The organism is Bacteroides sp. L10-4 (assembly GCF_013373675.1).
In the GTDB taxonomy this organism is placed as follows: domain Bacteria; phylum Bacteroidota; class Bacteroidia; order Bacteroidales; family Bacteroidaceae; genus Bacteroides; species Bacteroides muris.
This window is the reverse complement of record NZ_JABXJH010000002.1, coordinates 23,302-43,793: the sequence shown is the minus strand read 5'-3', so window position 1 is coordinate 43,793 and position 20,492 is coordinate 23,302. Positions and strand designations below refer to the sequence as shown.

20 protein-coding genes and 1 tRNA gene are annotated in these 20,492 nt (G+C 45.3%); 17 read left to right on the top strand and 4 right to left on the bottom strand.

Features of this window, described 5'->3' with window-relative positions; translation table 11 throughout:
• Window positions 1-33: 33 nt before the first annotated feature.
• Together HU824_RS01065 and HU824_RS01060 are read left to right on the top strand one after the other, a co-directional pair.
• On the top strand, window positions 34-1,437 hold the full coding sequence (locus tag HU824_RS01065; RefSeq protein ID WP_176467793.1) for a DUF4374 domain-containing protein: 1,404 nt from the start codon (window positions 34-36) through the stop codon (window positions 1,435-1,437).
• Window positions 1,438-1,443: 6 nt separating this feature from the next.
• Window positions 1,444-2,625: a PepSY domain-containing protein gene (locus HU824_RS01060; protein ID WP_176467792.1), complete on the top strand. Its 1,182-nt coding sequence runs from the start codon at window positions 1,444-1,446 to the stop codon at window positions 2,623-2,625.
• Window positions 2,626-2,722: 97 nt separating this feature from the next.
• Here HU824_RS01060 and HU824_RS01055 read toward each other — a convergent pair whose 3' ends face one another.
• Entirely contained in the window at window positions 2,723-3,598 is an 876-nt protein-coding gene (locus HU824_RS01055) for a PfkB family carbohydrate kinase (RefSeq protein WP_176467791.1), read from the bottom strand.
• Window positions 3,599-3,810: 212 nt separating this feature from the next.
• A complete protein-coding gene (locus tag HU824_RS01050) occupies window positions 3,811-4,536 on the bottom strand; it encodes an RDD family protein (protein WP_176467790.1) in 726 nt (241 codons plus the stop codon).
• 100 nt (window positions 4,537-4,636) lie between these two features.
• On the opposite strand from HU824_RS01050, the gene HU824_RS01045 reads away from it, so the two are divergent.
• Genes HU824_RS01045 through HU824_RS01020 form a run of 6 tightly spaced genes read left to right on the top strand, consistent with a single transcriptional unit; the run spans window position 4,637 to window position 10,661 of the window.
• On the top strand, window positions 4,637-5,599 hold the full coding sequence (locus tag HU824_RS01045) for a stage II sporulation protein M (RefSeq protein ID WP_148356414.1): 963 nt from the start codon (window positions 4,637-4,639) through the stop codon (window positions 5,597-5,599).
• On the top strand, window positions 5,580-6,524 hold the full coding sequence (locus tag HU824_RS01040) for a hypothetical protein (RefSeq protein ID WP_176467789.1): 945 nt from the start codon (window positions 5,580-5,582) through the stop codon (window positions 6,522-6,524). Before HU824_RS01045 ends, HU824_RS01040 begins: the two co-directional genes overlap by 20 nt.
• A 9-nt stretch (window positions 6,525-6,533) precedes the next feature.
• A complete protein-coding gene (locus tag HU824_RS01035; RefSeq protein WP_176467788.1) occupies window positions 6,534-7,148 on the top strand; it encodes a DUF4129 domain-containing protein in 615 nt (204 codons plus the stop codon).
• A complete protein-coding gene (locus HU824_RS01030; RefSeq protein WP_176467787.1) occupies window positions 7,145-8,368 on the top strand; it encodes a DUF4350 domain-containing protein in 1,224 nt (407 codons plus the stop codon). The genes HU824_RS01035 and HU824_RS01030 overlap by 4 nt, the downstream gene beginning before the upstream one ends.
• Before the next feature lie 11 nt (window positions 8,369-8,379).
• Window positions 8,380-9,354 carry a MoxR family ATPase gene (locus tag HU824_RS01025; RefSeq protein WP_136009489.1) on the top strand — a complete coding sequence of 325 codons (975 nt, stop codon included), beginning with the start codon at window positions 8,380-8,382 and terminating at the stop codon, window positions 9,352-9,354.
• Window positions 9,351-10,661 carry a DUF58 domain-containing protein gene (locus tag HU824_RS01020; protein WP_176467786.1) on the top strand — a complete coding sequence of 437 codons (1,311 nt, stop codon included), beginning with the start codon at window positions 9,351-9,353 and terminating at the stop codon, window positions 10,659-10,661. Before HU824_RS01025 ends, HU824_RS01020 begins: the two co-directional genes overlap by 4 nt.
• A gap of 357 nt (window positions 10,662-11,018) precedes the next feature.
• On the opposite strand, the gene HU824_RS01015 is transcribed toward HU824_RS01020, so the two are convergent.
• Window positions 11,019-11,092: transfer RNA gene (locus HU824_RS01015), tRNA-Asp, on the bottom strand.
• A gap of 354 nt (window positions 11,093-11,446) precedes the next feature.
• Between HU824_RS01015 and purU the strand changes: the two genes are divergently transcribed.
• The 9 genes from purU to HU824_RS00970 all read left to right on the top strand — a co-directional run bounded on the left by purU (window position 11,447) and on the right by HU824_RS00970 (window position 19,185).
• The gene (purU, locus tag HU824_RS01010) at window positions 11,447-12,304 is read left to right on the top strand and encodes a formyltetrahydrofolate deformylase (RefSeq protein ID WP_136009491.1); all 858 of its coding nucleotides are present in this window, start codon (window positions 11,447-11,449) and stop codon (window positions 12,302-12,304) included.
• Between the two features lie 67 nt (window positions 12,305-12,371).
• On the top strand, window positions 12,372-12,962 hold the full coding sequence (gene hisH, locus HU824_RS01005; protein ID WP_136009492.1) for an imidazole glycerol phosphate synthase subunit HisH: 591 nt from the start codon (window positions 12,372-12,374) through the stop codon (window positions 12,960-12,962).
• Window positions 12,963-12,982: 20 nt separating this feature from the next.
• Window positions 12,983-13,705, top strand: a complete 723-nt coding sequence (gene hisA, locus HU824_RS01000; RefSeq protein WP_136009493.1) for a 1-(5-phosphoribosyl)-5-[(5-phosphoribosylamino)methylideneamino]imidazole-4-carboxamide isomerase — start codon at window positions 12,983-12,985, stop codon at window positions 13,703-13,705.
• A 51-nt stretch (window positions 13,706-13,756) separates the two neighbouring features.
• Window positions 13,757-14,512, top strand: a complete 756-nt coding sequence (hisF, locus tag HU824_RS00995) for an imidazole glycerol phosphate synthase subunit HisF (protein ID WP_176467785.1) — start codon at window positions 13,757-13,759, stop codon at window positions 14,510-14,512.
• A 16-nt stretch (window positions 14,513-14,528) separates the two neighbouring features.
• On the top strand, window positions 14,529-15,140 hold the full coding sequence (gene hisIE / locus HU824_RS00990; protein ID WP_136009495.1) for a bifunctional phosphoribosyl-AMP cyclohydrolase/phosphoribosyl-ATP diphosphatase HisIE: 612 nt from the start codon (window positions 14,529-14,531) through the stop codon (window positions 15,138-15,140).
• Between the two features lie 28 nt (window positions 15,141-15,168).
• Window positions 15,169-15,870, top strand: a complete 702-nt coding sequence (locus tag HU824_RS00985; protein WP_176467784.1) for a cell division ATP-binding protein FtsE — start codon at window positions 15,169-15,171, stop codon at window positions 15,868-15,870.
• A gap of 122 nt (window positions 15,871-15,992) precedes the next feature.
• Window positions 15,993-17,318, top strand: coding sequence for an aspartate kinase (locus tag HU824_RS00980; RefSeq protein ID WP_176467783.1), 1,326 nt, complete (start codon window positions 15,993-15,995; stop codon window positions 17,316-17,318).
• A 79-nt stretch (window positions 17,319-17,397) separates the two neighbouring features.
• The gene (gene lysA / locus HU824_RS00975; protein WP_136009498.1) at window positions 17,398-18,558 is read left to right on the top strand and encodes a diaminopimelate decarboxylase; all 1,161 of its coding nucleotides are present in this window, start codon (window positions 17,398-17,400) and stop codon (window positions 18,556-18,558) included.
• Between the two features lie 144 nt (window positions 18,559-18,702).
• On the top strand, window positions 18,703-19,185 hold the full coding sequence (locus tag HU824_RS00970) for a ferritin (RefSeq protein WP_176467782.1): 483 nt from the start codon (window positions 18,703-18,705) through the stop codon (window positions 19,183-19,185).
• Between the two features lie 97 nt (window positions 19,186-19,282).
• Here HU824_RS00970 and kbl read toward each other — a convergent pair whose 3' ends face one another.
• Window positions 19,283-20,470: a glycine C-acetyltransferase gene (kbl, locus tag HU824_RS00965; RefSeq protein ID WP_136009500.1), complete on the bottom strand. Its 1,188-nt coding sequence runs from the start codon at window positions 20,468-20,470 to the stop codon at window positions 19,283-19,285.
• Between the last annotated feature and the right edge of the window lie 22 nt (window positions 20,471-20,492).

Here is a 20,492-nt window from a genome sequence, read left to right as displayed (position 1 = left end):
GGTTTTAATAGGTGTAATTAATAAGAAGAACAAATGAAGAAGAATTATCTTTTGTCCGGCCTCTTTGCAATGGCAATGACCGGAATGGCTTTAATTTCTTGTACAGACACAGACGAACCGGGTTCCGGCTCCGGTTCCGGTTCAAAGGGTAACTATGTGATAGCTGCTACGGCTACAGTTTCAGGTAGCTCCGTTCCTGTCCTGCTGACAGCCGAGTCGCTGGAAAGCGGTGAGATTACTGCTGCTGGTAATGGCCTTGTGAATGAGGGTGCTACTTACTGGGTGTTCTACGGAAACAAATATCTGTATGCCTTGAACTACAATCAGGGAAATGCAGGCACTACCCAGTCGTTCATTATGAATGCAAACGGTGAACTGGAAAAACGTAGCCAGGAGTATAACGTCAATCGTTTCACTACCTACGGCTATTGTGACCAATTTATAATGACAGCTTCTACCGGTGACGGCCCAACGGAGCTGAATGATGCAAATGGGTATACTCCCCAATCTTTTTTGATTTCCTATCTGGATGTCGAGAAACAGACTTATACAAAGAATTCGGTAACAAAAGATACTCCGTTTCTTGCCGAAAATTTCCTTGAAAATGGTGAATACGTGACACTGGCCGGTATAGAACAAGTGGGCAGCAAGGTTTATGCGGCAGCCATTCCCATGGGGCTTAGCCAGTATGGTTGCATGCAGAAGAACGAAGACGGTAGCTACAAGTGGGTGCTTCCCGGTAATGAGGATTTAATAAAGGCAGAATCTGGCGGACAGGGTAGCAGTGCCTATGAAAAGGACGAGTTGCAATGGACTCAGTATCCTAATGAATGCCATATTGCTATCTTTGCTGATTGGACACTGAAGTCTCATAAAGTCATCACTACCGACAAGATAAGCTATGCTGCCGGACGCAACCGTTCACAGTACTACCAGATGAACTGGCTTGCTGACGACGGCTATGTATATGTGTTTTCTCCGAGCTATGCCAAGACCATGGCCGATGCCCGCCAGCGGACTACGTTGCCTGCCGGAGTGGTGCGTATCAATACAAAAACAGAAGAATTTGATGCCGGCTACTACTACAACCTTGAAGAAAAGGCGAATGGACACTCCTTCATGCGCAGTTGGTACATCTCCGGCAGTTATTTCTTGCTGCTGATGTATGATAGAGACATTACGGAGGCGGGTAAGGTCGCCAATCAACTTGCCATTTTCAACGCCTCCACCGGAGCTTTGACTTATGTGAACGGCCTTCCAAGTGATGTTTCCGGATTTGGTAGTACCCCATACATGGAAAATGGCAAAGCATATATGGCAGTCACTACCTCTTCCGGCTATCCTAGCATCTATAAGGTAGACCCAGCCAATGCAACAGCTGCCAGAGGTCTGGTTGTTAATGTAACTCAATTGAACGGTGTAGGTAAACTGGAATAAGCTCCTATGAAGAAAGTTTTTCGTAAGATACATTTATGGCTTTCAGTCCCCTTCGGGCTACTGATTACCCTTATCTGTTTTTCCGGAGCGATGTTGGTATTCGAGACGGAGGTGATGGAGCTTTGTCATCGCGACCTCTACTATGTGGAGAAAGTCGGGACGGCACCGCTTCCCATGGACAAGGTGGCCGAAAAAGTAGCTGCTACTCTGCCGGATAGTGTTTCTGTGACGGGTGTCACTGCTTCATCTGCTCCGGAGCGTGCCTGGCAAGTGAATCTTTCCAAACCCCGTCGTGCCTCTGTCTATGTAGACCAATATACGGGTAAGATAAAGGGAAAGTATGAGCGTGCACCGTTTTTCATGACCATGTTCCGCCTGCATCGCTGGTTGTTGGACAGCATGAAGCCCAATGGAGGCATCTTCTGGGGGAAAATGATTGTGGGCACTGCCACGCTGATGTTTGTCTTTGTCCTGATATCGGGCATTGTCATTTGGTGGCCTCGTACAAAAAAGGCTTTGAAGAACAGTTTGAAGATTGTTGCCGGTAAGGGGTGGCGTCGGTTCTGGTACGACTTGCATGTGGCAGGTGGTATGTACACGCTGGCTTTTCTGTTGGTAATGGCGCTTACGGGACTAACATGGTCTTTCTCCTGGTATCGCATCGGTTTCTACAAAGTTTTCGGAGTGGAAACCACACAAGGAGATGGAGGACATGGTGCTCTGGCACAAACTGCAGCCCAGGGAGGAGAACGGGCTCAAGGTCGGTCTGGTGGCAGACGGGGAGGTGAGAATCGTGAAAGAAATTCTTTTTCTCCTTTTGCAAGCTGGCAGAAGGTTTATAAAGAACTGAAGGAGCTCAATCCTGATTATAAACAGATAACCGTATCCAAAGGCTCTGCTATGGTTTCTTTCAATCGGTTGGGCAACCAGCGTGCTGTCGACCGTTATACGTTCAATCCCCGTAGCGGTGAAATCACCGGGACTACCTTGTACAAAGATACCGACACTTCAGGAAAAATCCGGGGCTGGATATTCTCTATTCATGTAGGTAGTTGGGGAGGGCTGGGCACTCGCATATTGAGCTTCCTTGCTGCTTTGGTGGGTGCAAGTTTGCCGCTGACGGGCTATTATCTTTGGATTCGCAGATTGATTCGGAAGGGCGGTAGGAAAGCGAGTATGCGCCCATAACCAGATACTGCACAGGCAGATAAGCCGGTAGATGCCGTGAAGAGATTCGGATTATAAATGAGATGGTAGGGTGATAGCAAGATATCACCCTATCATTTTATCCTCTTATCACGTTATTTATAGCTTCTTCCGTTCCGCAGAATGGTCCGTGTGATTGTAGTTTTATGGTACACATGGCGGCAGCAAAGCATCCGGCTTCCCAATGTGATGCACCTTTGTTGCGCATATACAGATATCCTACCATATAGGTGTCTCCGCATCCTGTTGCATCTGTAATCTGAAGGGCCGGATAGGCAGGTATTTCGTGGAATTCTCCTTGGGCATATATCAGCGAACCTTTATCTCCCAGGGTCAGCAGCACTTCCTTGACACCCCAGTCTGCAATCAGTAATGCAGCTTCGTGTGGTTCACAGCATCCGGTCAGCACTTCCATTTCAGCTTCGTTGGCTTTCAGAATATGGATATACTTCAATGCTTCTTTCTTTTCCGGCCAGTCTACGGCCAGCACTTTTTCATTGTCCACTTTACGGAGAAATCCTTGTACATCTACCGAGAGTAATCCCTTTCTGGACAGAAACTTGATAACCTCCAAAGAAAAGTCATCGGCAAGCAGACTGCCCAAGTGGATAATCCGTGCATTGATATCTTTCAAACCTTCCACAGTGAAAGGGTCTGCTTTTGCCGTGACGCGTTGTGTACGTTCGTTCTGGTTTTCTCCATAAATATTCTCGAAACATACGGAATGTGTGCTGTACAAGGCTTTGACGGAAATTCCTTCTTTCCGAATATCTTCCACAACGCCCATATCGGTATCAGCCAAAGCTGTTATCAATAGAAAATCGCTGGCATTCAAATGTTTGATGGCGTGTGCGAAGTAGAAAGAGGTGCCTCCCGGCATGTATATGGTATTTTTAGGGGTTACGACTTTATCTTGGGTAATATAACCGATGCAACATAGACTGTGTGTATTCATTTCTTTGTTGGCTTTTTATTTCTTTATTGTATTGATTCCGTAAATTGGGCGCGAAGATAGTGATTTAATAACAATTCGACTATATTTGCAGCTGTAAATGTAGCCTTATTGAATACGAATTCATTAAGAACGAAAAGAGCATGTATGATACATTGCAGGCCTTTAATGTATGTTCACCGTCCATTATAACGAAGTTTGGCTGGAAGTCTGTATTAAATTTCTTCCAAGGCATAATATTGATAGTCCCGGAGAACGGTTTGAAGAAAGTTTTCCGGACTACTGTCATGAGGGGTGATGGAGAGAAGTTCTTGCACTTTTCTAGCAAGGGAAGCAATGCGGCGTGTACGGTCTTTTTTACCCGATTGCAGGGTCCGGGTAATGACGTTGATTTGCTCCAATGATAAGTCGGAAACTTGTGGATAGGTAGGCCGGTAGTCTTTGGTCAGGTAGTCGAACTCATCGAGGCTGACGTGTATCTTGCGGTAATTCTTTTCTTTGATTACCATGGTGCCAGCGGCAAGGTCTCCCATTCGCTGGCTGTTTTTTGTCAAAAGGGCGACCAGAAGTCCCAAGCCACCGGTCATCGGTCCGTCGATAGGGAAGAGAAACCATCGGAGCAGGTATGAGCCTATGCTGGGCGTGGAGCCATCCGCTTTTACGACACGGATGTTCATTATCCGCTTACCGAAACTTTGTCCCTGATTGAACATTTCGCAAAGAAATGCGTAGAACAAGACCGGCAGGTAGACGATAGCGAGGAAGAAAAGCATCGCGAAATCAGAAGGCAGGTGAATTCGTGAGAACAAGTCAAAAGTAGAAAATACATAGATTCCAAGCAGAATATAGTCTATAACCAGTGCAATGAGTCGCTCACCGATACTGGCAGGCGTTTGACTGATGCGGACAAACTGTCCGGTGATAATTGTAGATTCTGCCATTCCTAATAAAACATTTTCAGTATTTCATTGCAAATATATCATTATTCTCTTATTTTTGTTACCAATTTCAGACAAAACTTCTCTGAGATAGTCATGGAGTATGAAAGAAGTGACGTTTATCCGGTGGAACATCGAAAAATGGAAACAAGCAGAAAAAATAGTGGAGCAGGCAGACAGTCTGTCTCCCGATGAGCTTGCCGACGCATATATGGAGCTTACGGCAGACTTGGCTTTTGCCCAAACGCATTTCCCCGCTTCCCGCATTACTATCTATCTGAACAATCTCGCTTCAGCGTTGCACAACCGCATTTATAGAAATAAGCGCGAGAAATGGTCAAGAATTGTCACCTACTGGACTCGTGAAGTACCTTTGGCTATGCGCGATGCACGCCGTGAGCTGTTGGTTTCCTTCATTATATTTGCGGTTAGCGCATTGATAGGAGTGGTATCCGCTACCGGAGATCCCGATTTTGTGCGTTTGGTTTTAGGAAATTCTTATGTGGATATGACTTTGAACAACATCGCCAATGGCGAACCCATGGCTGTATATAACGGCTCCTCCGAGCTCCCTATGTTTCTGGGTATCACGCTGAACAATATCATGGTCTCCTTCAACTGCTTTGCCATGGGGCTGCTGACCAGTTTTGGTACCGGATACATGCTCCTTAACAATGGCATCATGTTAGGGGCTTTCCAAACCTTTTTTTATCAGCATGGCTTGCTTTGGGAGTCCTCTCTTGCCATTTGGCTGCACGGGACACTTGAAATTTGGGCAATTATTGTAGCCGGTGCCGCCGGTCTTGCCCTGGGCAACGGATGGCTTTTTCCCGGAACCTATTCAAGGCTGGAATCTTTCAAGCGAGGAGCCAAGAAAGGATTGAAAATAGTGGTGGGTACGATCCCCGTATTCGTCATGGCAGGATTTATAGAAGGCTTTATCACCCGCCATACCGGACTTCCGGATATCCTGAGGCTCGGTTTTATCCTGCTCTCTTTGTCGTTTATTCTTTTTTACTATATTTATTTACCAGACAGAAAGAAACATGGAAGCGCAGAAACCTAAAATCGCACTGTATGCACAACGCTCTTTTGGAGAGAAATTGACCGCTGCCTTTGATTTTATCAAAGAGAACAGTAAGCTGTTAATGAAGTTTACCACCTATCTGATTTTGCCGCTTTGTCTGCTTCAAGGGCTGAGCCTGAACGGACTGATGAGCGGTGCAATGGCTTGGGGTGATATGACCGGAGGCTCGTTCGACTCTTCTGTTGCCGGGTCGTCCGTCATGATGTTGGTGACTTATTATAGTCTGTATGCCGTTCTCTATCTGTTGGGGACTGTAATGCTGACCTCTCTGGTCTACGCTTTGGTCCGTACTTACAATGAACGGGAAGAACGCTTGGAGGGAGTGACGTTAGGGATGCTGAAGCCCTTGTTGTTCCGTAACGTCAGAAGGTTGTTCCTGATAGCGATTGTGGGTGTGCTTTTAGTGTTGCTTGTGGGGGGTGTTGCCGGTTTTCTGGTTACCATCATCCCGGTTATGATACTTGTGTCCCTGTTTGTTTTGCTTGTTATTGTGGTGTCTGTGCCGCTTGCTATTTGGGCTCCTGTTTATCTGTTTGAAGATATTCATATCATGGATGCTTTGAAGAAAGCCTATCGTCTGGGATTTGCTACTTGGGGAGGTATTGTGTTGATTTCCATTGTTATGGGATTCATTGCCCTCATCTTGCAGGGAGTGACTATGATTCCGTGGTATATCGGGACTATTGTGAAATATATTTTTGTGATGACCGATACGGGTGGTGGCGCCACTGTCTCGGTAGGTTATAACTTTATGCTTTATCTGTTGGCGGTAGTCCAGGCATTCGGAGTCTATCTGTCCATGATTTTCTCATTGCTGGGGCTGGCCTATCAATACGGTCATGCTTCGGAAAAGATAGATTATGTGATGGTGGAGAATGATATTGACAATTTTGACAAACTCTGATAGCGGACTATGAATATGGCTCCGGCTGATACACTGGTTTATGATACTGCACAGATTGCCGTTTGGCAGTCCGACCCGGCGTTTGCTTACAGCCGTGAGTTGATGGCTCCTGAAATCAATGTGCTTGAGTGGATTGGAAAGTGGTTCGGCAGGCTGCTGGACAAGATATTTGGCAATACGTTCGTAGAAGAATATTCGGAGGTTGTGTTGATATGCATTGCGGTCCTTATCTTGATGCTGGTCATCTGGTTTGTATATAAGAAGCGTCCGGAACTGTTCATGCGTTCGCGCAAGAATGGCGCGCCCTATACGGTGGGGGAGGATACCATTTATGGAGTGGATTTTGCGAAAGAAATCACTGGAGTGCTTGCCCGGAAGGATTATCGGGAGGCTGTGCGTCTGCTTTATCTGCAGACATTGAAACGGCTTAGTGATGGGAAACGTGTAGACTGGCAGTTGTATAAAACGCCTACGCAATACATCTATGAAGTCCGCCTGCCTGCTTTCCGCCAAATGACCCATCACTTCTTGCAGGTGCGTTACGGAAATTTTGAGGCGACCGAAGCATTGTTCCGTATCATGCAGAATTTACAGAAAGAGGTAGAGAAAGGAGAGACGGCATGAAAGGAAACCATTGGTTTATAGCCGGTATCATTGCTTTTCTGGTACTGATGTTTGCGATAGAGTGCCGTCTGCCGAAGAAGTTTGTTTGGAACCCTACATTCAGCCATTATGATAAACAGCCGTTCGGTTGCGCCGTGTTCGACAGCCTGCTGTCTTCATCATTGCCGAAGGGATATTCATTGTCGAGAAAGACCTTTTATGAGTTGGAACAGGAAGATACGGCACTCCGTCGTGGAATACTGGTTATCACCGACAACCTGCATCTGACGAATGTGGATGTGGAGGCAATGCTGAAGATGGCGGAACGGGGAGACCGGATTACGCTGGTAGGAAGTTCTTTCAGCCGTATCTTGAAAGATACGTTGGGATTTGAGTGTGGATATTCCTCTTTTAATCCATTAGCGTTGAAGAAGGATGCCATTGCATTACGTTCAAAAGACAGTTTGTATTGGGTGGGGGACTCAGCAATCTATCCTCGTCAGGTATTTTGTTTCTACCCCCAGCTTTGCCAGTCCCATTTCTTTGCAGATTCCATTTCTTGTGAAATATGGGCGAAAAAAACTATTGTTGGGGGAGTGTCCCATCCGGTTGCCATGTCGGTTTCTTGGGGAAAGGGGGAGGTTATGCTGGTTTCCACTCCCCTGCTTTTTACGAACTATGGGGTACTGGATGGGAAAAATGTGGCTTATCTTTTTCGTATATTATCCCCAATGGGTGGATTTCCCATTGTCCGAACCGAAAGCTACATGAAAGAAACAGCCCAGGTACAGATGTCTCCTTTTCGCTATTTTCTTTCGCAGCCGCCGCTTCGCTGGGCATTGTACCTGAGTATGGCTTCCATCTTGCTCTTTATGATATTTACAGCCCGCAGAAAGCAGCGTGCCATTCCCGTTATCCGCGAACCGGAGAATAAATCTTTGGAGTTTGTAGAGTTGATAGGCACCCTTTATTATCAGAAGAAAGACCATGCAGACTTGGTCCGCAAGAAGTTTTTCTATTTTACGGAGGAACTGAGGAGAGAAATACAGGTGGATGTGAGGGAAGTGGCAGAGGATGAGCGCTCTTTCGGCAGGATTGCCCGGAAGGCGGGTATGGAGGCGGGGGAAATTGCCGCATTCATCTGTGAGGTAAGGCCGGTGGTGTACGGAGGGCGCAGCATTTCCGAGAAGGAGATGAAACGGCTTGTCGATAAAATGAATGAAATAATCAATCATATATAAAGAAGATATTTATGGAGGTGAACACAGAAAAACGAGTGGACTTGACTCTCTTTTCCGAGAAGATACAAGTGTTGAAGGATTGGATTGCTATGGTCATAGTGGGGCAGGAACAGACGGTGGATCTGGTGCTGACGGCTGTCCTGGCAAACGGTCATGTGTTGCTGGAAGGAGTGCCGGGAGTGGCAAAGACACTGCTTGCCCGTCTGGTGGCACGCTTGATTGAGGCGGACTTCAGCCGTATTCAGTTCACTCCGGACTTGATGCCGAGTGACGTGCTGGGTACTACGGTCTTCAACATGAAAACCAATGACTTTGACTTCCATCAAGGACCGGTGTTTGCCGACATCGTGCTGGTGGATGAGATAAACCGTGCTCCAGCCAAGACGCAGGCAGCCTTGTTTGAGGTCATGGAAGAACGGCAGGTCAGCATTGACGGTACCACGCATCAGATGGGAGAACTCTATACGATTCTGGCAACCCAGAATCCGGTGGAGCAGGAGGGGACTTATAAGTTGCCCGAAGCGCAATTGGATCGTTTTCTGATGAAGATAACTATGGGATACCCTTCATTGGAGGAGGAGGTGGATATTCTGGAGCGCCACCACACGAATGCTTCGCTGGTGAAGCTGGACAGTCTGGCGCCCGTTCTTACAAAGGAAGAACTGCTGTCATTGCGCAGACTGATGGAGCGTGTGTTTGTAGACCGTACACTGCTTCAGTACATCGCGTTGATTGTGCAGCAGACGCGTACCAGCAAGGCTGTGTATTTAGGAGCCTCTCCGCGTGCGTCCGTGGCAATGATGCAGGCTTCGAAGGCGTATGCACTATTGCAAGGACGCGATTTCGTGACACCGGAGGATATCAAGTTTATTGCTCCATATGTGCTTCAGCACCGCCTGATATTGACGGCAGAAGCCGAGATGGAAGGTTATTCGTCGGTAAAGGTGACGCAACGTCTGATTGATAAAGTGGAAGTTCCGAAATGAGACTGGGCCGCCGCTTCTATATGGTTCTTGTGCTGATTATCCTGCTGATGGGTATCGGGTATGTCTTTGCTCCGTTCTTTGCAATCGGGCAGTGGGCATTGTTTGTTTTGGCCTTGTTGATGCTGGTGGATGGGGCTATGCTCTATCACGTTCATGGCATTCGGGCATTCCGCCAATGTGCTATCCGTTTCTCAAACGGAGATGAGAACGGTGTGAATATACGTGTGGAGAGCAGTTATCCGTATCCGGTGACTGTGGAAGTGGTGGATGAGATTCCTTTTGTATTTCAATTGCGAAATGTTGATTTCCGGATGAGGCTTCAGGCGAGTGAGGGCAGGACGATTATGTATCATCTGCGTCCCACGCAGCGGGGGATTTACTCTTTCGGACGGATTCAGGTGTTTGTGGAAAGCAGGATGGGACTGCTTTCCCGCAGATATACTTGCGGTGTTCCTCAGGATGTTAAGGTATATCCGTCCTATCTGATGCTCCATCGGTATGAGCTGCTGGCCATCAGTGACAATCTGACCGAGCTGGGTATAAAGCGCATCCGTAGGGTGGGGCATCATACGGAGTTCGAACAGATAAAGGAGTATGTGAAAGGGGATGATTACCGCACGATAAACTGGAAAGCGAGTGCCCGGCGGCACGAACTTATGGTCAATGTCTATCAAGACGAACGTTCCCAGCAAATCTATAATGTGATAGATAAGGGGCGGGTTATGCAGCAGGCATTTCGCGGAATGACTTTGCTTGACTATGCAATCAATGCTTCCCTTATCCTATCGTACGTTGTCATGCGGAAGGAGGATAAAGTCGGACTGGTGACGTTCAACGAGCATTTTGATACGTTTGCTCCCGCTTCCCGGCAGCCTGGTCAAATGCAGATGTTGCTTGAGAATCTTTACAGTCAGCAGACGACTTTTGGAGAAACCGACTTTTCTTCATTGTGTGTACACTTGAACAAGCGTGTTTGCAAACGGAGCCTTTTGGTGTTGTACACCAATTTCTCTGGTATCAGAAGCCTGAACCGCCAACTGGCTTATCTGCAGCAGTTGAACCGACAGCACCGTTTGCTTGTTGTCTTCTTTGAAGATGCTGATTTGAAAGAGTACATTGCCATGCCTGCAAAAGATACAGAAGGTTATTACCGTCATGTCATTGCCGAGAAATTTGTATTTGAGAAGCGGCTGATTGTTTCCACTTTGAAGCAGCATGGCATTTATTCTTTGCTGACTACACCGGAGAATCTTTCTGTGGATGTGATAAACAAGTATCTGGAAATGAAGTCACGCAGCCAGATATAAAGACAGTAACTAAGGTTATATAATCCGTAATAAAGATAGTGAAGATATCCGGGTTTCCGGTAATTCTTGAGAACTTCTGTTAGTGACTTATACAAAGGACTTTGGGAGAATTACCCAATTTTGAGGTAATGATTTGGTAACCGTGCCATATGCTGTGTGCTGCCTTGATTTGCTATTAGAGAAATTACGTGGCATGTGCGTGTGAAACGCGGTCAAAACATGGAGCCAAGTGTAGGTATCATGGATAGTCAAAGAGTCAAATGGGGGGGAATAAAAGGCCGGGGGAGTAAAAGGGGGAGTAGTAGAAAAAAGAAAACCTCCGAGATTCAATATCTCGGAGGTTTTCTTTTTTCTTCGCGGTGCGTACGGGACTCGAACCCGTGACCCCATGCGTGACAGGCATGTATTCTAACCAACTGAACTAACGCACCATTATTTCATTTCTTAGTTGCTATCTCTCTCGATTGCGGTTGCAAAGGTAGGCATTTTTTTTATATCTGCAATAGCTGTGATGATTTTTTTTAAAAGATTTATATTGTGAATTGTTTTAAGTGTTAATAATTAGGGAGTTATGTAAATAAGAAAAACTGAGTTTAACATCTGTTTAGAAATGTGCTTGTACCCCGTTTTATCTTTGATAAGAAAACCATTCTTGGAGAAAACGAAACTTTTTGAGGCTTCTTTTAAACTTCTTGCTCGAAAAGTTCGTTGTTTTGCAATAAATAGTTATTTTTGCGGACTCAAAATGAGAATGTTGTAATTTGAAAAGTGAAAAACATTTTAGGATGATGAAAATAGCCAAACTGTTGCTGCACTGTCCTGACAAACCAGGTATATTGGCAGAAGTAACAGACTTTATAACGGTGAACAAAGGTAATATTATCTATTTGGATCAGTATGTAGACCATGTAGAGAATATCTTTTTCATGCGTATCGAATGGGAATTGATGGATTTTCTGGTGCCTCAGGAAAAGATTGAGGATTATTTCGCCACTTTGTATGCACAGAAGTATGAGATGAATTTCCGACTCTATTTCTCCGATACAAAACCGCGTATGGCTATCTTTGTTTCGAAAATGTCCCATTGTTTATTCGACTTGCTGGCACGCTATACCGCTGGTGAATGGAATGTGGATATACCTCTTATAATAAGCAATCATCCCGATTTGCAGCATGTTGCTGAACGTTTCGGTATTCCTTTCCATCTTTTTCCTATTACCAAAGAGACAAAGGAGGAGCAAGAGAAGAAGGAAATGGAGTTGCTGGCAAAGTATAAAATCACTTTTATAGTGCTGGCACGCTACATGCAGGTCATTTCAGAACGAATGATAAATGCTTATCCCAACCGGATAATCAACATTCATCACTCTTTCCTTCCGGCATTTGTGGGAGCGAAACCTTATCATGCTGCATTTGAACGTGGAGTGAAGATTATTGGAGCCACCAGCCACTATGTTACCACGGAGTTGGATGCCGGCCCTATCATAGAGCAGGATGTGGTGCGCATTACGCATAAGGACACTGTACAGGATTTGGTGAACAAAGGCAAGGATTTGGAAAAGATAGTGCTTTCCCGTGCCGTTCAGAAGCATATTGAACGCAAGGTGTTGGCATATAAGAATAAAACAGTAATATTTAATTGATGAATAATTGATAAAAGAAAATTCTTTGTTACTTTATCAGTTCTTTATTATCAATTCAATTGCAGGAATGAAGGTTGCAGTTATCAAATATAATGCGGGTAATATCCGTTCGGTGGATTATGCTTTGAAACGCTTGGGAGTAGAGGCAGTGATTACAGCGGATGAGGCTGTGCTACGTACGGCCGATAAGGTTATATTCCCCGGTGTGGGAGAGGCGGAAACTACTATGGTTTTTTTGCGCGCTGGTGGTATGGATAAACTGATAAAGGAGTTGCGTCAGCCGGTGTTAGGTATTTGTCTGGGTATGCAGCTGATGTGCCGCCACTCTGAAGAGGGAGATGTGGACTGCTTGGGTGTCTTTGATGCTGACGTAAAGCGTTTCATTTCGCAGAGGCACGAGGATAAAGTGCCTCATATGGGATGGAATACCATTGCTCAGACCAATAGCGGACTTTTTAAAGGGTTTACTAAAGAAGAGTTTGTTTATTTCGTACATAGTTTCTATGTGCCTGTTAATGATTGTACGGCAGCCGTGACGGATTACATTCATCCGTTCAGTGCTGCTTTGCATAAGGACAATTATTACGCCACACAGTTCCATCCCGAAAAGAGTGGAAGTGTGGGAGAGCGTATCTTGAGAAATTTTTTGGAACTGTAAATCGTCAAATTGTAAATAAAATGATAGAACTGATTCCCGCTATTGATATTATTGACGGAAAGTGTGTGCGTCTTTCCCAAGGTGATTATGACAGTAAAAAGGTGTACAACGAAAATCCTGTAGAAGTAGCTCTGGAATTGGAGGCTCATGGCATCCGCAGACTTCATGTAGTCGATTTGGACGGTGCGGCTTCCCATCACGTGGTAAACTACCGTATGTTGGAGCAGATTGCTGTGCGCACATCTCTTATTATAGATTTTGGAGGTGGGGTGAAGAGTGACGAAGATTTGGTAATAGCTTTTGAAAGCGGTGCACAGATGGTGACCGGTGGCAGCATTGCTGTGAAGAACCCCGAATTGTTCTGCAAGTGGCTGCGGATGTATGGTTCTGAAAAGATTATTCTTGGTGCTGATGTGAAAGAGTCTAAGATTGCTGTCAACGGTTGGAAAGACGAGAGTGGCTGCGAACTGTTTCCGTTCCTAAAATACTATGTGGAGGAAGGTGTCCGCAAAGTTATCTGTACCGATATTAGTTGCGATGGAATGTTGCAAGGACCATCGTTGGCGCTGTATAAGGATATATTGGAACAATATCCCGAACTCTACTTGATAGCTAGCGGAGGGGTGAGCTGTGCCGATGACATCCGTCAGTTGGAAGCCGTGGGTATACCTGCTGTTGTTTTCGGTAAGGCTCTGTACGAAGGTCGCATTACTTTCAAGGAACTGGAAAGCTTTGTTGATTGATACTGGATAATTGATAATTGGCAATAATAATAACTCATAACTTGAACTGCCGTGTTAGCAAAAAGAATCATTTCTTGCCTCGACATTAAGGATGGGCAGACTGTGAAAGGTACTAATTTTGTGAATCTCCGTCAAGCGGGCGATCCGGTAGAACTGGCGCGTGCTTATAGTGAGCAGGGTGCCGACGAATTGGTGTTTCTTGATATCACTGCCAGCTTTGAAGGTCGCAAGACTTTCACCGAATTGGTGAAGCGCATTGCCGCGAATATCAGTATTCCTTTTACTGTAGGCGGAGGCATCCATGAATTGGGCGACGTAGATAGGCTGCTGAATGCAGGTGCCGATAAAATCTCTATCAACTCCTCTGCAATCCGTCGTCCCGGATTGATAGACGAGATTGCAAAGAATTTCGGTTCGCAGGTGTGTGTGTTGGCTGTCGATGCTAAACAGACAGATAAAGGATGGCGGTGCTACTTGAACGGTGGTCGTGTGGAAACGGATAAGGAATTGTTCGCATGGACAAAAGAGGCTCAGGAACGTGGTGTAGGCGAGATTTTGTTCACTAGCATGAATCATGACGGTGTCAAGACCGGTTATGCCAATGAAGCGCTTTCCGACCTTGCCGACGGATTGTCTATCCCTATCATAGCATCGGGAGGAGCAGGTGCTAAAGAGCATTTCCGTGATGTTTTTTTGAATGGGAAAGCGGATGCTGCCTTGGCAGCTAGTGTTTTTCACTTCGGAGAAATTAAAATTCCCGAATTAAAATCGTATCTTTGTGCCCAAGGAATTGCGATGAGAAGATAATAACTCATAACTTAAAATAATGTTGAATTTTGATAAGATGAACGGACTTGTTCCGGCAATTATACAAGATGCAGATACCGCTAAGGTACTGATGCTTGGCTTCATGAACAAGGAAGCCTATGAGAAGACGGTAGAAACCGGGAAGGTGACTTTTTTCAGCCGTACCAAGAACCGCCTTTGGACAAAAGGCGAGGAGAGTGGAAATTTTTTGAATGTGGTTTCCATGAAGGAAGACTGTGACCGGGATACTTTGCTGATTCAGGTACATCCCATGGGGCCGGTTTGCCATATTGGTACGGATACCTGCTGGGGTGAGAAGAACGAACAGCCCGTAATGTTCTTGAAGTTGCTTCAAGATTTCATTAGCAAGCGTTATGACGAGATGCCTGAAGGTTCCTATACTACCAGCCTTTTTCAGTCCGGTGTAAACAAAATGGCACAGAAGGTGGGTGAGGAAGCTGTGGAAACAGTCATTGAGGCTTGCAACGGTACAGGTGAACGTCTGATTTATGAAGGAGCCGATTTGTTGTATCACCTCATCGTATTGCTTACGTTCAAAGGATATCGTATTGAAGATCTTGTGCGTGAATTGGAGGAACGACACAGTGCGACGTGGAAGAAGCACTGATAATTAATAATTAAAAATTAAACAGGGGGTGAGTGAAGCGCTGATAAAATATAAGGACGTAGAGATCCACCAGCAGGAGTTGTGCGTACTGAACGATGTGAATTTGGAACTTCACAAAGGGGAGTTTGTGTACTTGGTTGGTAAAGTGGGCTCCGGTAAGACGAGCCTGCTCAAGACTTTCTATGGCGAACTGGATATTGCATCGGGCGAGGCTGGAGTTTTAGGGTATGACATGCTCCATATTAAGCGTAAGCACATCCCGCAGTTGCGCCGTAAGCTGGGAATCATATTTCAGGATTTTCAGTTGCTGACAGATCGTACAGTGTACGATAACCTTGAATTTGTTCTTCGTGCCACCGGTTGGAAGAGTAAAGGAGAGATTAGGGATAAAATTGAAGAGGTATTGAACTTGGTGGGGATGAGCAACAAGGGATATAAGTTGCCCAATGAACTTTCGGGCGGTGAGCAGCAGCGCATTGTGATTGCGCGCGCAGTGCTCAACTCTCCGAAGATAATCCTTGCGGATGAACCTACCGGAAACCTTGATTCGGAAACCGGACATTCCATTGCAGAACTTCTGCACGGCATCAGTGAGGCCGGTGCATTGGTGGTGATGACCACGCACAATCTGCAATTGTTGCGTGAGTTTCCCGGCAGGGTGTACCGATGCGCAGACCATCTGATGACTGATGTTACAGCAGAATACGTCCCTGCAATAACTAATGATTAGTAGTTAAGTAGTTTTTCTGACTACTGGTTTTTATAAAGAACATAAATTAATGATAAAGCTCCGCAGCTATTGACTTGTAGCTCGTTGCTTGTAACTATAAACTAATTAATACAGGAACGAAAATGAAAGTTTTAAAGTTTGGAGGTACTTCAGTAGGTTCGGCTCAGCGAATGAAGGAAGTGGCTAAATTGATTACCGATGGTGAACGTAAGATTGTGGTTCTCTCTGCCATGTCGGGTACCACAAACACATTGGTTGAGATTTCGGATTATCTGTACAAGAAGAATCCGGAAGGTGCCAATGAGATTATCAACAAACTGGAGAGTAAATATTGCCAGCACATTGATGAACTCTTTGCTACTCCGGAGTATAAACAGAAAGGCTTGGAACTCATCAAATCTCATTTTGACTATATCCGTTCTTATACCAAAGACCTTTTTACTCTGTTTGAGGAGAAAGTGGTGTTGGCTGAGGGCGAGTTGATTTCCACCGCCATGATGAACTACTATCTGCAGGAATGTGGTGTGAAGTCTGTGTTGCTTCCGGCTTTAGAATATATGCGTACGGATAAGAATGCCGAACCCGATCCGGTCTATATCAAGGACAAACTCCAGATTCAGCTGGAACTGTACTCGGATGCTGAGATTTACATCACTCAGGGTTATATCTGTCGCAACGCCTACGGCGAGATAGATAATCTGCAGCGTGGTGGAAGCGACTATACGGCTTCACTGATTGGTGCTGCCATTGACGCTTCCGAAATCGAGATTTGGACGGATATAGACGGCATGCATAACAACGACCCACGTATTGTGGACAAGACTGCACCAGTACGTCATTTGCACTTCGAAGAGGCCGCAGAGTTGGCGTACTTTGGTGCTAAGATTTTGCACCCTACTTGCATTCAGCCTGCCAAGTATGCTAATATTCCTGTCCGCCTGCTCAATACAATGGACCCTACTGCTCCGGGTACGCTGATTTCCAACGATACAGAGAAGGGTAAGATTAAGGCGGTGGCTGCCAAGGATAATATTACAGCCATCAAGATAAAATCCAGCCGGATGTTGCTTGCTCACGGATTTCTGCGTAAGGTTTTTGAGATATTCGAAAGCTACCAGACTTCCATTGATATGATTTGTACCTCAGAAGTGGGTGTGTCTGTATCTATTGACAATGTGAAGCATCTCAATGAAATTCTGGATGACTTGAAGAAGTATGGCACAGTGACAGTGGACAAGGATATGTGCATCGTCTGTGTAGTAGGTGACCTCGAATGGGAGAATGTCGGTTTCGAAGCTAAAGCGTTGGATGCCATGCGCGACATACCAGTACGTATGATTTCTTTTGGTGGCAGTAACTATAATATTTCTTTCCTTATCCGAGAGTGCGACAAGAAAGTAGCGTTGCAGTCACTCAGCAATGCGTTGTTCAACGGAGAAGAACAATAATAAGAGAACCGCATAAACCAAAGCGCTTTTACTTTGTTGATAAATGCGCTTTTTTAACTGAACAAGGATTATAAAAGTTATGAAAGGAACATTCCCCATCAATAAATTCCGCGAATTGCGTACTCCCTTCTATTACTACGATACAAAGGTTTTGCGTGATACGCTTTCTCATATTCGTACGGAAGTGGCGAAGTATGGTAATTATTCAGTGCATTATGCAGTGAAGGCTAATGCCAATCCCAAGGTGCTTGCTATTATCCGCGAGAACTGTTTGGGTGCCGACTGCGTAAGCGGCGGTGAAATCCGTGCGGCCATTAAGGCTGGTTTTCCTACCGATAAGATTGTTTTTGCCGGGGTCGGTAAGGCTGATTGGGAAATTAATCTGGGATTGGATTATGACATTTTTTGCTTTAATGTGGAATCTGTTCCCGAATTGGAGATTATTAATGAGCTGGCTGCTGCCAAAGGCAAGATAGCTAACGTAGCTTTTCGTATCAATCCCAATGTAGGTGCCCATACTCATGCTAATATTACCACTGGGTTAGCCGAGAATAAGTTCGGTATCAGCATGCAGGATATGAATCACGTGATAGATATGGCGCATGATATGAAAAACTTGAGATTCATTGGGTTACACTTTCATATTGGTTCCCAAATATTGGATATGGGGGATTTCGTAGCTTTGTGTAACCGCATCAATGAGTTGCAGGATAAGCTGGAAGCTCGTCATATCCGTATTGAGCATGTGAATGTAGGGGGAGGATTGGGCATTGATTACGGTCACCCTAACCGTCAGTCGATACCTGATTTTAAAAGTTATTTCGAGACTTATAACAGTCATCTAAAACTTCGTCCTCACCAGACGCTCCATTTCGAACTGGGACGTGCGGTAGTGGGACAGTGCGGTTCATTGATTTCGCAGGTGCTTTATGTAAAGCAGGGTACCAATAAGCAGTTTGCTATCTTGGATGCAGGCATGACGGATTTGATTCGTCCGGCACTTTACCAAGCGTTTCATAAGATAGAGAATATTACTTCAGATGCACCAGTCCAGACTTATGATGTGGTAGGTCCTATCTGCGAGTCTTCCGATGTATTCGGCAAGGCCATTGATTTGAATGGTGTGAAACGTGGTGACTTTATTGCCCTCCGTTCGGCAGGTGCTTATGGTGAGATTATGGCTTCAGGTTATAATTGCCGCGAGCTACCTCAAGGGTATACTTCGGACGAATTGGTATAGATAGGTTAAAGGCGTGTGTCATAGTTGATGAGATATTTATCCTATACTATGTGTACTGTTTTTATATAAAAAATGTTATTGCGTGAACAACTTTTAAGGTTTCTTGTTATTTTTGTAATGATTTCAATTTAAATAAATACGATTATGATTACAGAAAAATTACAGAATGCAATTAATGAGCAGATTACAGCCGAAATGTGGTCTTCCAACCTTTATTTGGCAATGTCTTTCTATATGGAAAAAGAAGGTTACAATGGTATGGCTTGCTGGTTGAAGAAACAAGCTTCTGAAGAAAAAGCTCATGCTTGCGAAATGGCTTCTTATATTATCAAGCGTGGCGGTAAGGCTAAATTGGATAAGATTGATGTTGTTCCCAATGATTTTGGTACTCCGTTGGAAGTGTTCGAGCAGGTTTATGAACACGAATGCCGTGTTTCAAAGATGATTGATACATTGGTGGATGTCGCTGCTGCAGAAAAAGATAAGGCTACACAAGACTTCCTTTGGGGATTCGTACGTGAGCAGGTAGAAGAAGAAGCTACTGCTGCTGGCATTGTGGATATGATGAAGAAAGCTGGTATTAACGGAATCTTCTTTGTTGATGTGAAGTTGGGAGAACGCAAATAAGAAATGACAAAAAAATCCCGCGACTGATTAGTCGCGGGATTTTTTGTTTAGTTATGAGTTATTTGCTTGCAACATACAAAAAACATCAATAAATAACTCATTTCAGTATTCCGAGCTCTTTCCCTACCTTAATAAATGCAGCAATACATTTGTCCAGATGTTCCTTTTCATGTCCGGCAGAGATTTGTACGCGGATGCGTGCCTGGTCTTTGGGAACTACGGGATAGTAGAAGCCGGTGACGTAGATGCCTTCTTCCTGCATGCGGGCAGCATAAATTTGGGAAAGTTTGGCATCATATAGCATGACGGCACAGATGGCACTTTGTGTCGGTTTGATGTCAAAACCGGCAGCAGTCATCTTGTCGCGGAAATAATTCACGTTTTCTACTAGTTTATTATGAAGTGTATTGTTCTCTTTCAGCATTTTGAATACTTCGAGGCTGGCACCGATAATACCCGGAGCCAATGAGTTGGAGAAGAGATACGGACGGCTACGTTGGCGCAATAAATCGATAATTTCCTTGCGTCCGGTAGTGAATCCGCCCAAAGCACCGCCAAAAGCTTTGCCCAAAGTACCAGTATAAATGTCTACACGTCCATAGGTGCCGTATTGCTCACTCACACCATGTCCTGTGGGGCCTACCACACCGGCAGAGTGTGATTCATCCACCATGACTAGTGCGTCATATTTCTCGGCAAGGTCACAAATCTGGTCCATCGGAGCAACGTTGCCGTCCATGGAGAATACTCCGTCTGTAACAACGATGCGGAAACGCTGTGCCTGGGCTTCTTGCAGGCATCTTTCCAGGTCGGCCATATCGGCATTGGCATAGCGATAGCGTTTGGCTTTGCAGAGACGCACGCCGTCAATGATGGAAGCATGGTTCAGGGAGTCCGAGATGATGGCGTCTTCTTCGGTGAAGAGGGGCTCGAACACACCACCATTGGCGTCGAAACAAGCGGCATAAAGAATGGTGTCTTCAGTTTTGAAGTAGTCGGAGATGGCTGCTTCCAGTTCCTTATGGATGTCCTGCGTTCCGCAGATGAAGCGTACGGATGACATGCCGTATCCACGGCGTTCCATAATTTTCTGAGCGGCGGCAATCAGCCGCGGGTGGTTGGACAGTCCCAAGTAATTGTTGGCACAGAAGTTTAATACTTCTTTGCCTTTTACGGTGATAGCAGCTTGTTGTGCATTCTCAATCAGTCGTTCCTCCTTGTAGAGTCCGGCTTCTTTTATTTCAGCAAGAGTTTTGCTGAGATGGTCTTTCATTTTACCGTACATAGCATTTTATTTTTTAGGTAAT